We start from the raw sequence: 14,507 nt of genomic DNA, 5'->3' as shown, positions 1-14,507 counted from the left end.
GTGCCGGGGGCCGGCCCGCGAGGCTAGCCCTTCTTCGCGCGGCTCGGCTGTACCCGCTTGGGCTCGCCCGGCATCTTCGGGTAGTCCGGCGGGTACGGCAGGTCGCTGAGGCCGTGGTCGTGCTCGTCGCGGTCGGCCAGCTCCAGCAGGCTCTCCAGGCTGAAGGCGTGGTCGTCTATGTCCGCGTGGATGTCGCCGTGGTCGGCGTACCGCACGGGCATGGTGGCCAGGTCGAAGTCGCGCGGGTCGACGTCGTCCAGCTCCTCCCAGCGCAGGGGCGCGGAGACCGGGGCGTGCGGCTTGGGCCGGATCGAGTACGCGGAGGCGATGGTCCGGTCGCGGGCCGTCTGGTTGTAGTCGACGAAGATCTGTTCGCCGCGCTGCTCCTTCCACCAGGCGGTGGTGACCCGGCCGGGCATGCGCCGCTCCAGCTCGCGGCCGACCGCGATGGCGCACCGCCGTACGCCGGTGAAGGTCCAGCGGGGCTGGATCGGCACGTAGACGTGCAGACCCCGGCCGCCGGAGGTCTTGGGCCAGCCGCGCAGGCCGTACTCGCCGAGCAGCGCCCGCAGTTCGTGCGCGGCGCGCACCGCGTCGGCGAAGTCGGTGCCGGGCTGCGGGTCCAGGTCGATGCGCAGCTCGTCGGGGTGGTCGGTGTCGTCGCCGCGAACGGGCCAGGGGTGGAAGGTGAGCGTGCCGAGGTTGGCGGCCCACAGGACGGCGGCGATCTCGGTGGGGCGGATCTCGTCGGCGGTCCGCCCGCTGGGGAACGCGATGTGGGCGGTGGGGATCCAGTCGGGGAGGTTCTTGGGCGCGCGCTTCTGGAAGAACGACTCGCCGTCCACGCCGTCGGGGAAGCGTTCGAGGGTCGTCGGGCGGTCGCGCAGGGCCCGGGTGATCCCGTCGCCGACGGCCAGCAGGTAGCGGGCGACGTCCAGCTTCGTGAAGCCGCGCTCCGGGAAGTAGACCTTGTCCGGGTTGGTCAGGCGTACGGTCCGCCCGCCGACCTCCAGCTCCACCGCAGTTCCCATAGCCGCCACGGTAGGGGCAGTACCGGTCGCTCGCATATTGGGGCATATTTCAAGAAATCCGGCAGAATCGAGCCATGGACCTGCCGGTGATGCCCCCCGTGAAGCCGATGCTCGCCAAGTCCGTGAAGACCATCCCCGCCGGTATGCAGTACGAGGCGAAATGGGACGGCTTCCGGGCCGTCGTGCACCGGGACGGGCCCGAACTCGTGATCGGCAGCCGCACCGGGAAGCCGCTGACCCGGTACTTTCCCGAGCTGGTCGACGCGCTCCTGGAGCGGCTGCCCGAGCGGTGCGTGGTCGACGGCGAGATCGTGATCGTCCATGACGGTCGGCTGGACTTCGACCGGCTCACCGAGCGCATCCATCCGGCCGCCTCACGGGTGAAGACCCTGTCCGAGCGGACACCGTCCCGGTTCATCGCCTTCGACGTGCTGGCCCTGGGCGACGACTCCCTGATGGACACACCGCTGACCGAGCGCCGCGAGGCCCTGGAGCGCGCCCTCCACGGGGTCGGCTCCCCGGTCCACCTGGCGCCCGCGACCACCGACGCCGAGGTGGCGCGCCACTGGTTCGAGCAGTACGAGGGCGCGGGGCTCGACGGCGTGATCGCCAAGCCGCTGGACCTGCCGTACCGGCCGGACGCCCGGCTCATGTTCAAGATCAAGCACGAGCGGACCGCCGATGTCGTCGTGGCCGGCTACCGCTTCCACAAGAGCGGCCCCGTGGTCGGTTCGCTGCTGCTCGGCCTGTACGACGACCGGGGCGCCCTCCAGCACGTGGGGGTCTGCGCCGCGTTCTCGGCCCGGCGGCGCGAGGAGCTGATCGAGGAGCTGGAGCCGCTGCGCGTGGACACACCGGAGGGCCACCCGTGGGCGGCCTGGGCCGAGGAGTCGGCCCACGAGAGCGCCCGGCTGCCGGGCGCGCCGAGCCGCTGGTCGGGGAAGAAGGACCTGTCCTGGGTACCGCTCAGACCGGAGCGCGTGTGCGAGGTCGCGTACGACCACATGGAGGGCGACCGCTTCCGGCACACGGCCCAGTTCCGCCGTTGGCGCCCGGACCGCACACCGACGGGTTGCGGCTACGCGCAGCTGGAGGAACCGGTGTCGTACGACCTGGACGAGGTGCTGTCCGGCGGGCGCGCCGGGTAGGGCCGGCGCGCGCGAAGGAGGCCCGAGCCCACGAAGGGGTGGGGCGGGGACGGAGTGGGGCGCGGACGGGGTGGGCCAGGGCGCGGGCGGCGCCGGAGGGTCACTCGCTCCGGCGCTCGCCCTCGGGGCCTTCGCCGCGCTCGGTGCGCGCGCCGCGCGAGCGCCACTCGGGGTCCTGCTGGAGTGTGGCGTTCGCCTCTTCGTTGGCCTCCTGGTCGGAGATCCCGTGGTTCTCGGCGTTCTTGCGCAGCCTGGCGCGCCGGACGTCGTACTTCTTGCTGCCGGGCTCGGGCATGACGATCACCTCCGAACCCGTCGGGTACCCCGCGCGGGCCGGGAAAACGTCCAACGGTTGCAGCATGGATACACACCCGGGCCGAAACGGGGCTCTGGATGCGCAACCATGGAGGGGATACCCAGCGCCCGGAAGACTGCCACAAGCAGCGCAGCAGCAAAGGACCTCCCGTGACCGTGTCGCGTCTCGTCCCCGTCCCGATCCCCGATCGCGTCGCCGCCCTGATCGGGTCGTGCATGCCGATCGGCATCCTGCAGGCGGAGGTCGACGCCGAGTGTGCCGCGCGTGAGGTGCAGCGCTTCCGGGGCCCGATGTGCGCGGAGGACCAGGCCGACAGGGAGCACGCGCTGGCGGCGCTCGCGCGGGCGAACAAGGTACTCGCGGCCTACAACCCCGGCCTGGTCCTGCGCCACGGCCGGACCACCGCGTGGTGAGCGGGTACACGATCCACCGGGTGCACCCGGTCTTCCCGATCTCCCCGTCCACTCGGGCCACTCGGGCCACTCGGGCCACTCGGGCCACTCGGTGAAGCTCTAGTCGATGAACGTGCCGTCCACGTAGACCCATACCCCGTAGGACTTCTCGAAGCGGCTGCGCTCGTGCAGGGCGCCCGGTTCGCCGCGGTGCGTGTAGCGGGCGACGAAGGTGACGGTACCGGAGGTGTGGAACAGGGTGCCGTCCGTGGTGTCCTCGATCTCCAGGCCGGTCCAGCGCATGTCCGGATCGAAGTCCACCGTGCGGGGCCGGGTCGACGGTGCCCAGGTCCGCAGCAGGTACGGCTCGTCCCGGACGACGAAGGCGCTGTAGCGGGAGCGCATCAGCAGCTCGGCGGTCGGGGCGGTCGTCCGCCCGGAGTGGAAGCGGCCGCAGCAGTCACCGTACGCGGCGGGCAGTCCGCACGGGCACGGCGTGTCGGCGTGGACGGCGGGCGCGGCGGCCCCGGTCCGTGCGGGGCGGGCGGTGCGGCGGGGGGTGGCACGTCGTGACATGGCGTTCATTGTGCCCGGGGGCCCCGTCCCGCCCACGACCCGACCGGCCCACCACCACCTCCCGCCCACGACCCGACCGGCCCCGCTCGGCGCGGTGGCGCTATCCGGCCATTGTGCGTGCCGGGGGCGCATGACGCTTCCGGGTCAGGCGGGGCGGCCCTATTCTCCTGCGCCGTACGTGGCAGTTACCGGCGGTAAAGGGGTGGGGCATGCATCGTACGGGCACGACGCGACGCACCTTCGTGGCGGGCGCGGCCGCCGTCACCGGCGCGGTCGGCGCGGGACTCGCCGGGGCGCCCGCCGCGCACGCCGGCACGGCGTCCGCGACACCCTCCGCCGGTCCCCCGGCCGTCGCCGTGCTCGGCGGCGGCGTCGCCGGGCTGACCGCCGCGCACGAGCTTGCCGAACGCGGCTTCCGGGTCACGGTGTACGAGCGCCGCGCACTCGGCGGGAAGGCCCGCAGCATGGACGTGCCCGGCAGCGGGAAGGGCGGGCGCCGCCCGCTGCCCGCCGAGCACGGGTTCCGGTTCATCCCGGGCATTTACCACAACCTGCCGGACACGATGCGGCGCATACCCTTCCCCGGCAACGCGCGCGGTGTCTTCGACAACCTGGTCGCGCCCCGCGAGATGATGTTCGCCCGCACCGGGCGGGAGGACTTGCGGTTCCCCATCCCGTGGCCCGGCCACCGGCCGGAGCGGCTGACCCTGGACGAGATCCGCCGCGCCCTCACCGCCCTCCTGGAGACCGCCGCCCACCTCCCCCTCCACCAGACGGCGTACTTCGTGAACCGCGCGCTGGTCTTCCTCACCAGCTGCGACGAGCGCCGCGACGACGTGTGGGAACGCACCCCGTGGTGGGAGTTCACCCGCGCGGCGCGGATGTCCGTGGACTACCAGCGCATCCTGGCGATCGGGGTCACCCGCAACATCGTGGCGACCAAGGCCGAGGAGGCCAGCACCCGCACGGTGGGCACGCTCGGCGAGGCGTTCGTCTTCAACGCGCTCGGCCGGGGCGCCGACGGGCCGCCCGACCGGATACTCAACGCACCGACCAACGAGGCGTGGATCGATCCCTGGGAGGCTCATCTGCGCACCCTCGGCGTGGAGTTCAGGATCGGCTGGACCCTGCGCGAGCTGGCGTACGGGGACGGGCGGATCGGCGCGGCGCTGGTCGAGGACCCCGAAGGCGTACGCCACGAGGTCGTCGCCGACCACTATGTCTGCGCGCTGCCGGTGGAGCACGCCCGGCGGACCTGGGGCCCGGCCCTGCGGGCGGCGGATCCGCGGCTCGCGCGGTGCGACCGGCTGCGGACCGACTGGATGACGGGCATTCAGTTCTATCTGACCGAGCGGCCGCCGCTGGTACGCGGCCACGTCAACTGCGTCGACTCGCCGTGGGCGCTCACGGCGATCGCCCAGGCCGGGCACTGGCCCGGCGCCGGCTTCGCGGCCCGGTACGGCGACGGCACCGTCGTGGACTGCCTGTCCGTGGACATCTCCGAATGGGACAGACCGGGGATCCTCTACGGGAGGACGGCGAAGCAGTGCACCCGCGACCAGGTGGCTCGCGAGGTGTGGGCCCAGTTGAAGGCGGCGCTCAACGACACGGGGCACACGGCGCTGAAGGACACCGCCCTGCACTCCTGGTTCCTGGACCCGGCCGTCGACGGCCTCGGCACCCCGCATCCGACGAACGAGGACGAGCTGCTGATCCACCCGGTCGGCACGTTCCACGACCGCCCGTCGGCCGCGACCCGGATCCCGAACCTGTTCCTGGCGGGCGACTACGTGTCCGTCGACATCGACCTGGCGACGATGGAGGGCGCCAACGCGGCGGCGCGCCAGGCCGTGAACGCGCTCCTGGACCGTACGGGTTCCGGCGCGGCGCGGTGCTCCGTACGGCCGCTGTTCCGCGCCCCGGAGATCGAGGAGCTCAAGCGGCACGACCGCGTCCGCTACCGGCTCGGGCTGCCCAACGCCCTCGACCTGGGCTGACGGCCGCGCGTGGGCCGACGCGGCACGCAGTAGCGTACGGGCATGAAGCTGACCATTCTGGGCGGTGGCGGGTTCCGCGTGCCGCTGGTGTACCGGGCGCTCGTCGCCGACCGGGCGGCCGGCCGGGTCACCCGGGTCACGCTGCACGACCCGGACACCGCACGGCTCACGGCGATCAGCCGGGTGCTGGCCGAGCAGGCCGCCGGGGTCCCGGACGCGCCGGTGGTGACGGCCACGGCCGACCTGGACGAGGCGCTGCGCGGCGCGGACTTCGTGTTCTCGGCGATCCGGGTCGGCGGGCTCGCCGGGCGCGCCGCCGACGAGCGGGTCGCGCTGGACGAGGGGGTGCTCGGCCAGGAGACGGTGGGCGCGGGCGGTATCGCGTACGGGTTGCGGACGCTGCCCGTGGCCACGGCGATCGCACGCCGGGTGGCGGCGCTCGCCCCGGACGCCTGGGTCATCAACTTCACCAACCCGGCCGGCCTGGTGACCGAGGCGATGTCCCGGGTGCTGGGCGACCGGGTGATCGGCATCTGCGACTCGCCGGTGGGGCTCGGCCGGCGGGTGGCCGGGCTGCTGGGCGCCGAACCGGACGTGGCGGGCATCGACTACGTCGGACTGAACCACCTGGGCTGGCTGCGGGGTCTGCGGGTGCGCGGCCGGGACGTGCTGCCACGGCTGTTCGCCGACGAGGAGGCGCTCGGCTCGTTCGAGGAGGGCCGGCTGTTCGGGGCGGAGTGGCTCCGCTCGCTGGGCGCGGTGCCCAACGAGTATCTGCACTACTACTACTTCACCCGGGACACCGTGCGGGCGTACCGGCGGGCCGGGCGGACGCGGGGGGCGTATCTGCGCGACCAGCAGGCCGCGTTCTACACGGAGGCCGTGCGTCCAGGGGTCTCCGCCCTGGACGCCTGGCACCGTACCCTCGCGGACCGGGAGGCGACGTACATGGCGGCGAGCCGGGAGGCGGCCGGTGCGGGGGAACGCGCGCCGGAGGACCTGGTGCCGGGCGGTTACGAGCGGGTGGCCCTGGCACTGATGCGGGCCATCGCGCGCGACGAGGGGGCGACCCTGATCCTGAACGTCCGGAACCGTTCGACGCTGTCGGTGCTGGACGCGGACGCGGTGATCGAGGTGCCGTGCCTCGTCGACGGGAACGGGGCGCGGCCGCTGCCGGCGGACCCGCTGCCGTATCACGCGGTCGGTCTGGTGGCGTCGGTCAAGGCGGTCGACCGGGAGGTGATGGCCGCCGCCGAGAGCGGGTCGCGGGAGACGGCGGTGAAGGCGTTCGCGCTGCACCCCCTGGTCGACTCGGTGACGGTGGCGCGGCGGCTGCTGGACGCCTACCTGGCGGTCCACCCTCGGCTGGGCTATCTGACGCACCGGTAGCGGCGGTCGGCCCCCGCGGTGGTCCGGCGGGTTGGCGAACTCTGCCGTCTTTACGGAGGGTTGAGCCACCCGTACGCTCCGGCACCATGGTTTCCGATGGCACACGCCTTCCTCGCCTTCGAAGAACGGCCGCACTGCTCGGTGTGGCCTGCCTCCTCACGACGGGCCTCCTGGGCAGTGGCACGGCGCCGTCGAGCGCCGCGCCCCGGGAGCGGACCGGCACGCCGGGGGACGCGGCCACCGTCGTCCCCGTGCAGACCACGGGCCCGGCCGACAAGCGGTTCAACCTGGTGCTGCTCGGTGACGGGTACACGGCCGGGGAACTGCCCGCGTTCCGCGCCGACGTGGCCGAGCACCTCAGCGTGTTGTGGAGCATCGAGCCGTTCGCTTCGTACCGCTCGTACATCAACGTGTGGGCGGTGGAGGTGGCGTCGCCCGAGTCCGGGGTCGACTGCGACCCGGGCCTCGACTCGCCGCGCCGGGACACCCCGCTCGGCATGGGCTTCTGGGGTGGCTGCCAGGCGGGCGGCGTGCAGCGGCTGCTGACCGTGGACAGCGGCGCGGCTGACGCGCTGGCCGGTCTGGTGCCCGGGGTGACGAGCGCGAACCGGCAGATCGTCGCGCTCGCCAACAGCGAGACGTACGGCGGGGCCGGCGGCACGTACGCGACGGCGTCCGGCGGCAACGCGCTGTCGTCGCTGATCACCCCGCACGAGATCGGCCATTCGCTGGGCGGGCTCCAGGACGAGTACGACTACTACGGGCGGGGCGTCCCCGGCGGGACGTACGGCGCGGGCGAGCCGTCGTCGGCCCACCACACCGTGCTGACCGAGCGGCAGATGCGCGACCAGCGGGCCAAGTGGTGGCGGTGGCTCGGCGAGGAGAGCGAGTCCGGCGGCGTCATCGGCCGGTACGAGGGCGGGCTGTACTCCACCAAGGGGGTGTGGCGGCCCAGCAAGCACTCGATCATGAAGACGCTCGGGTACGCCTTCGACCAGGTGGGGCGTGAGGTGATGGTGCGGGCGATCTCGGCGAAGGTGAACCTGGTGCAGGGGCACACGCCGAACACCGCGCCGATCGGCGCCGACCGCACGGTGTGGCTGGAGACCCTGCACCCGCTCGGCGGTGCGCTGGAGGTGACGTGGCGGCTCGACGGACGGCCGCTGCCCTCGCTCGACGGGGCCCGCACGGTCGATCTGCGGCGGTTGTGGCCCGCCCCGGGGAGGCACACCCTGACGGCGACGGTCACCGACCCGACGCCGTTCGTCCGGGACCCGGCCGTGCGCGGCTCGGCGGCCCTGACCCGTACGGTCGCCTGGAAGGTCGACACCCGGATCACGACCCGGCCCGAGCCGGTCGCCGACGGGTTCACCGGGCACACGCCGACGAACGCCCCCGTGGGCGCGTGGTCGGTGGTGTACGCGGACACCACGCACCCCGCCGACCGGGTGCCCGCCGTCCGGTGGGAGCTGGACGGCGAGCCGGTCGCCGACGCGGGCGACGACCGTGACCTGGACCTGTCGGCGCTCGCGATACGGCCGGGCACGCACACGCTGACGGCCCGCGTGGCGGGAACGGGCCACGTCCTGCGCTGGACCGTCGACGCGACCGCCGCCACGGCCTCGTACACGCTGTCGAAGCCGCTGCGGACGGCGCACCGTCCCGGCCGTCCTGTCGAGTACGTCTACGACGGGGCGTTCACGATGGGGCTGACGGCCCAGGACGACAGGGGCGGCCATGTCGTCACCCAGTTCCGGGTGGACGGCGACGGCTGGTACACGTACTACGGGTGGCCGACGGACGCGGACGCGCCGTTCCGGTTCTCGCCCGGCGGCACCGAGATCGACGGCCTGGTGTACGGCAGGCTGGGCACCCCGCCCGCGGTGCCGTGGGACGACGCCACACCGGAGTACGGCACGCACACGGTGGAGTACCGGACGATCGACGCCGCCGGGAACACCGGCGCGGCACAGAGCTTCCTGGTCACGCTGGTGCCCCCGGCGGGGTCGTAGGCCGAGTCCGGTCGGTCCGGTCCGGTCGGATTCGGTCGGGTCGGGCCTGGTCGGGTCAGGGCTTGCGGGCCACGCCGGCGTAGCCCGGGATCGGGTCGTCCCCGGTGACGGGGACGACCTCGCCCAGCTCCGGACGCCAGTCGGCGGTCAGACCGACACCGGGCTCGACCAGGTCGAGTCCGGTGAAGAACCGGGCGAACTCGTCCAGGGTGCGCGGCCGCAGCGTGAGGCCGCGTCCCTGGTACATGGCCCGTGCCCTGGCGGCGCCCTCGGGGTCGAAGTCGCCGGTGACGTGCGACAGGACGAGGTAGCTGCCGGACGGCAGCTGCCCCACGAGCCGCTCCAGCAGTTCGTACGCGCCGTCCTCGTCGTCCACGAAGTGGAGCAGGGCGAGCAGGGAGAGGGCGATCGGGCGGCTGAAGTCGAGGACCTTGCCGGCCCGTTCGAGGATGGCCTCGGGGTCGCGGGCGTCGGCCTGGATGTACTCGGTGGCGCCCTCGGGGGTGGAGCGCAGCAGCGCCTCGGCGTGGGCGAGGACGATCGGGTCGTTGTCGCAGTAGACGATCCGGGACTCGGGGGCGACCTGCTGGGCGATCTGGTGCAGGTTGGGTTCGGTGGGGATGCCCGTGCCGATGTCCAGGTACTGGCGGACGCCCGCCGCGCCGAGCCAGCGGATGGCCCGGTGCATGAACGCCCGGTTGACCCGGGCCATGTCGCGGCCCCGCGCGTCGATGGTGAGGAGCTGCTTCGCCATCTCCTCGTCGACCGGGTAGTTGTCCTTGCCGCCCAGGAACCAGTCGTACATCCGGGCGGGATGCGGCTTGCTGGTGTCGATGCGTACGGCGGCGGGTTCTTGCCCGGTCATCCGACTCTCCAGGGGTGTGTGGTGGTTGACATCGGCAGCTCAGGTCAGCAGGAAGTCCGCTTGTCCGGACTTGGCGCCTTGGATGAACGCGGCGATCTCGCCGTGCGTGTAGATCAGGGCGGGGCCGTCCGGGTCGGTGGACTGGCGCACCGCGACTCTGCCGTCGGCCAGCTTCATGGCCTCGACGCAGTTGCCGCCGTTACCGCCGCTCCACGGCTTGTGCCACCCCTCGGCGCCGAGGTCGGCGGCAGGCATGCCGTTGTATATGCGATCCATTCACAGCTCCTTGCGAAGATCCCGGAGGATCTCCTTCGTACGTTGTGCGGTGGCGGCCTGCGCCGCCATGCGGTCCATGACCTCGAGGTGCGAGGCCACCTCGGGGCGCGCGTCGAGATAGACGGCGCCGGTCAGGTACTCGCTGTAGACCATGTCCGGGAGTTCCGGCATGGCGAACCGGAAGAGCACGAAGGGGCCGTACGTGCCGGGGTGGTGCCCCGTCGCGAACTCGGCGATCTGGAGCGTGACGTGCGGCAGCGCGGCCGCCTCGATGAGCCGGTCGAGCTGGGCGCGCATGACCGCGGGGCCGTCGCCGACGGGGCGGCGCAGCACCGTCTCGTCCATGATCACCCAGAATCTCGGGGCGTCCGGGCGGGTGAGCAGGGTCTGCCGCTCCATGCGGAGCGCGACATGGCGTTCGATGTCGTCGTTCCCGACCTGGCCGACGGCTCCGTCGCGCAGCACGGCACGGGCGTAGTCCTCCGTCTGGAGGAGTCCGGGCACGAAGTGCGGTTCGTAGGCCCTGATGAGGCTGGCGGCGCCCTCCAGGCTGACGTACATGCTGAACCAGCCGGGCAGGACGTCGTGGAAGCGCTGCCACCAGCCGGGCTTGTTGGCGTCCTCGGCCAGCCGGACGAAGCCGTCCGCCTCGTCGGCGGGGACCCCGTACTCCTTGAGCAGCAGTTGTACGTAGGGGATCTTCAGCGCGACCTCTGCGGTCTCCATCCTGCGGATCGTGGCGGGGGCGACGCGGAGGACCCTGGCGGCTTCGTCCCGCTTGAGTCCCGCTCGTTCCCGCAGATCCTGCAGACGTCTGCCCAGGACGACCTGTCCCACGGTGGGGGCGGACCGCGGCTCGCTCACTGAAGACCTCCCCACTCGCTGTTTTCGACGAGTGTGCCATGCGAAGGACAGAGAGAACACAGCACTCTGCATTTTTCAGAGTGCCACTTGCCAAGTGTGCATGACGGGAGGAAAGTATTCCGGTGAACCAGTTCACGCGGCTGCCGCGCGCGCTGCCCCGGGAGGACGCGGCGTACGGCGCCGCTCCCCCACGTTAGGAATCGGTCGTGGCTCCTGGTAATGCGCTCAGTCCCCAGCTCATAGCCCCGCGACCGCAGCCCGCCGGTTCCTCGCCCCGCACCGCCGCCGCCCACGCCCCACAGCCCCCACATACCCCGCATGCCTCACACGGTCGTGCCGCGCACGGCGTTCAGGCCCCCGACGTCCGCCGTTTCGCCTTCGAGCTGCCGGCCAGGGCCGAGTCCGTCGCCAGGGCGAGACACCTCGTCGGGGAGCGGCTGCTGCGGTGGCGGATCGGGCAGGACGTGCGGGACACCGCCGAACTGGTCGTCTCCGAGCTCTTCACCAACGCCGTCGTGCACACCGGAAGCAGCCGTGTCGTGTGCGAACTGCGCGACCGCGGCGAGCGGTTGCGCATCGCGGTGCACGACGAGGGCTGTCCGGCCGGGCCGCGGCTGCGGCATGTCGACGCCGAGGAGTGCGGCCGGGGACTGCTGCTCGTCGACGCCGTCGCGGGCTCCTGGGGCGCGCACGACGCCCGGTACGGCGCCGGGCGGGTCGTCTGGGCCGAGCTGGCCCACGGCGTGGCGGGCGCATGCTGAGGTCCATGGCCGGCCTGCTGTCGTCGCGCGGCACCCGTGGCCGTACGGCGGCCGTCGGAGAGGTACAGCTCAGCCCCCCGCCTCTGCTCCCCGCCACGCTCGGCTGCGACGCCGTCGGCGTACCGGCACGGCACGGATTCCGGCTGCTGTCCCGGCTGCCCGGGAACGGCTGTGTCTTCGCCGACCCCGACTGGTGGTGGTGGCTCGTCCCGGCCGGTTCCGACGCGGACCTGCGCTGGCCGCTGCCCGCCTGTTACGCGCCCGGCGCCTACGTGCCGGACCGGGGTCCCCGCCTGATGGAGCGGCCCGGCACCACGTCGCCCTACACGCCGCCCATCCCGCTGTACCTCATGGTCTGCCAGCTCACCGGGATCGCCCCCTCGTGGACGGCGGCGCCCGGTCTGGAGTCCCGGCTCTGACCGGCCCCCCACCCGCCGCCGCCCGGCACGTCAGGGCAGCCGCCGCACGGTGACCTCGCAGCGCATCCGCCGGTCGTGGCCGACCGCGCGGGCCACCCCGGTCAGCGCCAGCGGCACGGTGTGGCGGACGGCGGCGCTGGAGGTGGCGAGCCGCAGCTCCATCGGGCCGGGCTCGACCACGCGGGCGCCGTCCGGGCCCGGGTGGGCGGCCAGATCCGCGGGGAACGCGAACCGGACGTCGGCGGCCTCGCCGGGGTCCAGCGGGACGCGGGCGTAGCCGGCCAGCCGGGCGACGGGGCGGGTGTGGCGCCCGGCCGGGGCGTCCAGGTAGAGCTGGACGACCTCGGTGCCGGGGCGTTCGCCGGTGTTCCTGACGGTGAGGCGGACGGTGGCCTCGCCGTCCGTGGCCAGCTCCGTCGACTCCTGCTCGCCGGGCTCCCAGGCGAACGTCGTGTACGACAGTCCATGGCCGAACGGATACAGCGGCGTGGGGTCCAGGGAGCTGGCCTCGCCGTGGTGGCCGAGCGGCGGCGCCAGATAGGTCCAGGGCTGGCCGCCCGGGTGGCGCGGCACGCTCACCGGGAGGCGGCCGGACGGTTCGACGCGCCCGGCGAGGACGCCGGCGACCGCCGGGGCGCCCTCCTGGCCCGGGAAGAACGCCTGGACGGTGGCGGCGAGCCGGCCGGCCCAGCGGCCCAGGGCGTAGGGGCGGCCGGTGAGCAGCACCAGGACCACGGGGGTGCCCGTGTCGGCCAGCGCGTCCAGGAGGGCGCCCTGCCCGTCGGGGAGCCGCAGGTCGGGGGCGTCGCAGCCCTCACCGGACGTACCGCGCCCGAACAGCCCTGAACGGTCGCCGAGTACGGCGACGCACAGGTCGGCGCCGGCCGGGTCGGTGACGAACTCGGTGCCGGGCAGCTCGGCGCGCAGGGCGTCCAGCAGGGTGGGCACCTCGATGCCCAGGGGGACGTCCGGGTGCTCGACGCCGACGTGGCGGGGGAAGCTGTAGCAGCCGAGCATGCCGGCCGGGTCGTCGGCGAGGGGGCCGGTCACGGCGACCCGCCGGAGCCCGGGGTCCAGCGGCAGGACGCCCGCGTCGTCGGCGAGGACGACCACGGACTCCTCGGCGACCCGGCGGGCGAGGGCGCGCAGCGCCGGCGGGTCGAGGTCGAGGGCGGCCGGTGGTGCGGCCGGCGCCCAGCCGGGGTCCAGCAGGCCGAGTTCGCACTTCTGGGTCAGGACGCGCAGGGCGGCCCGGTCCACCAGCGCCTCGGGGACGTGCCCGTCGCGTACCGCGTCGCGCAGGGGCGGACCGTAGCAGCGTACGGCGGGCAGTTCCACGTCCACACCGGCGTCGAGTGCGAGGGCGGCGGCCTCGGCGGGGGACGCGGCGACGCGGTGGGCGAGTTCGAGGAAGGACACGCCGAAGTAGTCGGCGACGACGGTGCCTTCGAAGCCCCAGACGTCGCGCAGGAGCCGGGTGAGGAGCGGCTGGTGGGCGTGGGCGGGCAGTCCGTCGAGGTCGTTGTACGCGGCCATCACCGAGCGGGCGCCGCCGTCCCGTACCGCCATCTCGAACGGCGGCAGGACGATCTCGGCGAGTTCCCTGGGGCCGATGGAGACGGGCGCGTGATTGCGGGCGCCGCGTGAGGCCGCGTAGCCGGCGAAGTGCTTCAGCGTGGCGACGACCCCCGCCGACTGCAGACCGCGCACATAGGCGGTGCCGATGGTGGCGACGAGGTACGGGTCCTCGCCTGCGGTCTCCTCGGTGCGCCCCCACCGGGGGTCGCGGACCACGTCGAGGACGGGGGCGAGGCCCTGGTGGACGCCTGCGGCGGCGAGCCCCGCGCCGATGCCCGCGGCCATCTCCTCGATGAGGGCCGGGTCGAAGGTGGCGCCCCAGGCGAGCGGGGTCGGGAAGACGGTGGCCCGCCAGGCGGTGAAGCCGGTCAGGCACTCCTCGTGGGCGATGGCGGGGACACCGAACCGGTTCGCCGCGACGATCCGCTTCTGCAGGGCGGCCAGCCGGGCGGCGCCCGCGGCGGGTTCGACGGGCGCGGTGCCGAAGGGGCGGGTGATCTGCCCGAGCCCGTACGGGAGGAGGGCGTCCACGTCGAGTTCCTCGGAGATCTCGTGCTGGAGCGGGGCGACGTCCTCGCCGTCGCCGGACGAGGAGCCGGGCCACACGCTGTGGAGCTGGGCGAGCTTCTCCTCCAGGGTCATCCGGGCCAGCAGTCCGGCCGCGCGGACGGGAGCGGGCAGCGTGGTGTCCTGCCAGGGGTGGGCCATGGAACTCCTTGGTTCCCGGGGTCATTTCCGGGTGACCGCCGGGTCGACTCCGTGCCTTCCGGAAGAGTGCAGAAAATTCTCGGTAGCCGGTCCTGGAAGCTACGACTGCCCCAGCACTCTGTCAACGGGACCGGAACCAGGGCGCGTTGGTCGCGTTCGCGGTGGCGATCCTTCC

Annotated in this window: 14 protein-coding genes; 7 read left to right on the top strand and 7 right to left on the bottom strand. The window is 73.3% G+C overall.

Annotated features, from left to right (window positions below; genetic code table 11):
• Positions 1 to 23: 23 nt before the first annotated feature.
• Positions 24 to 1,031, bottom strand: a complete 1,008-nt coding sequence (gene ligD / locus ACGF5U_RS20965; RefSeq protein ID WP_392711433.1) for a non-homologous end-joining DNA ligase — start codon at positions 1,029 to 1,031, stop codon at positions 24 to 26.
• Between the two features lie 74 nt (positions 1,032 to 1,105).
• Here ligD and ACGF5U_RS20960 point away from each other — a divergent pair, with 74 nt between their 5' ends.
• Entirely contained in the window at positions 1,106 to 2,179 is a 1,074-nt protein-coding gene (locus ACGF5U_RS20960) for an ATP-dependent DNA ligase (protein WP_392711432.1), read from the top strand.
• 100 nt (positions 2,180 to 2,279) lie between these two features.
• Here the strand turns inward: ACGF5U_RS20960 and ACGF5U_RS20955 are convergent, their stop codons facing one another.
• Entirely contained in the window at positions 2,280 to 2,474 is a 195-nt protein-coding gene (locus ACGF5U_RS20955; protein ID WP_392711431.1) for a hypothetical protein, read from the bottom strand.
• 170 nt (positions 2,475 to 2,644) lie between these two features.
• On the opposite strand from ACGF5U_RS20955, the gene ACGF5U_RS20950 reads away from it, so the two are divergent.
• Complete coding sequence (locus ACGF5U_RS20950) at positions 2,645 to 2,908, top strand: hypothetical protein (protein WP_392711430.1); 264 nt, start codon at positions 2,645 to 2,647, stop codon at positions 2,906 to 2,908.
• A gap of 99 nt (positions 2,909 to 3,007) precedes the next feature.
• Here ACGF5U_RS20950 and ACGF5U_RS20945 read toward each other — a convergent pair whose 3' ends face one another.
• Positions 3,008 to 3,463, bottom strand: coding sequence for a YchJ family protein (locus ACGF5U_RS20945; RefSeq protein ID WP_392711429.1), 456 nt, complete (start codon positions 3,461 to 3,463; stop codon positions 3,008 to 3,010).
• A gap of 209 nt (positions 3,464 to 3,672) precedes the next feature.
• Here ACGF5U_RS20945 and ACGF5U_RS20940 point away from each other — a divergent pair, with 209 nt between their 5' ends.
• From ACGF5U_RS20940 to ACGF5U_RS20930, 3 genes are all read left to right on the top strand, one after another.
• Positions 3,673 to 5,460, top strand: a complete 1,788-nt coding sequence (locus tag ACGF5U_RS20940) for an FAD-dependent oxidoreductase (RefSeq protein ID WP_392711428.1) — start codon at positions 3,673 to 3,675, stop codon at positions 5,458 to 5,460.
• Positions 5,461 to 5,502: 42 nt separating this feature from the next.
• Positions 5,503 to 6,849 (top strand): 6-phospho-beta-glucosidase, encoded by a 1,347-nt coding sequence (locus ACGF5U_RS20935; RefSeq protein WP_392711426.1) that lies wholly within the window; start codon positions 5,503 to 5,505, stop codon positions 6,847 to 6,849.
• A 143-nt stretch (positions 6,850 to 6,992) separates the two neighbouring features.
• Positions 6,993 to 8,861, top strand: a complete 1,869-nt coding sequence (locus ACGF5U_RS20930; protein ID WP_392711424.1) for a M64 family metallopeptidase — start codon at positions 6,993 to 6,995, stop codon at positions 8,859 to 8,861.
• 55 nt (positions 8,862 to 8,916) lie between these two features.
• On the opposite strand, the gene ACGF5U_RS20925 is transcribed toward ACGF5U_RS20930, so the two are convergent.
• From ACGF5U_RS20925 to ACGF5U_RS20915, 3 genes are read right to left on the bottom strand one after another with little or no spacing between them, the layout of a single operon-like run.
• The gene (locus ACGF5U_RS20925) at positions 8,917 to 9,726 is read right to left on the bottom strand and encodes an SAM-dependent methyltransferase (protein ID WP_392711423.1); all 810 of its coding nucleotides are present in this window, start codon (positions 9,724 to 9,726) and stop codon (positions 8,917 to 8,919) included.
• 39 nt (positions 9,727 to 9,765) lie between these two features.
• The gene (locus ACGF5U_RS20920) at positions 9,766 to 10,002 is read right to left on the bottom strand and encodes a DUF397 domain-containing protein (protein WP_392711422.1); all 237 of its coding nucleotides are present in this window, start codon (positions 10,000 to 10,002) and stop codon (positions 9,766 to 9,768) included.
• Positions 10,003 to 10,866: a helix-turn-helix domain-containing protein gene (locus ACGF5U_RS20915; protein ID WP_392711420.1), complete on the bottom strand. Its 864-nt coding sequence runs from the start codon at positions 10,864 to 10,866 to the stop codon at positions 10,003 to 10,005. It abuts the gene before it with no gap.
• A 206-nt stretch (positions 10,867 to 11,072) separates the two neighbouring features.
• On the opposite strand from ACGF5U_RS20915, the gene ACGF5U_RS20910 reads away from it, so the two are divergent.
• Together ACGF5U_RS20910 and ACGF5U_RS20905 are read left to right on the top strand one after the other, a co-directional pair.
• Positions 11,073 to 11,627: an ATP-binding protein gene (locus ACGF5U_RS20910; protein ID WP_392711419.1), complete on the top strand. Its 555-nt coding sequence runs from the start codon at positions 11,073 to 11,075 to the stop codon at positions 11,625 to 11,627.
• Positions 11,621 to 12,046, top strand: a complete 426-nt coding sequence (locus ACGF5U_RS20905) for a hypothetical protein (protein ID WP_392711417.1) — start codon at positions 11,621 to 11,623, stop codon at positions 12,044 to 12,046. The genes ACGF5U_RS20910 and ACGF5U_RS20905 overlap by 7 nt, the downstream gene beginning before the upstream one ends.
• Positions 12,047 to 12,076: 30 nt before the next feature.
• Here ACGF5U_RS20905 and ACGF5U_RS20900 read toward each other — a convergent pair whose 3' ends face one another.
• Entirely contained in the window at positions 12,077 to 14,332 is a 2,256-nt protein-coding gene (locus tag ACGF5U_RS20900; protein WP_392711416.1) for a glycoside hydrolase family 3 N-terminal domain-containing protein, read from the bottom strand.
• Positions 14,333 to 14,507 lie beyond the last annotated feature (175 nt).

Source organism: Streptomyces sp. NPDC047886, assembly GCF_043204435.1.
Classification (GTDB): Bacteria; Actinomycetota; Actinomycetes; order Streptomycetales; family Streptomycetaceae; genus Streptomyces.
This window is presented reverse-complemented; position numbering and strand designations above follow the sequence as displayed.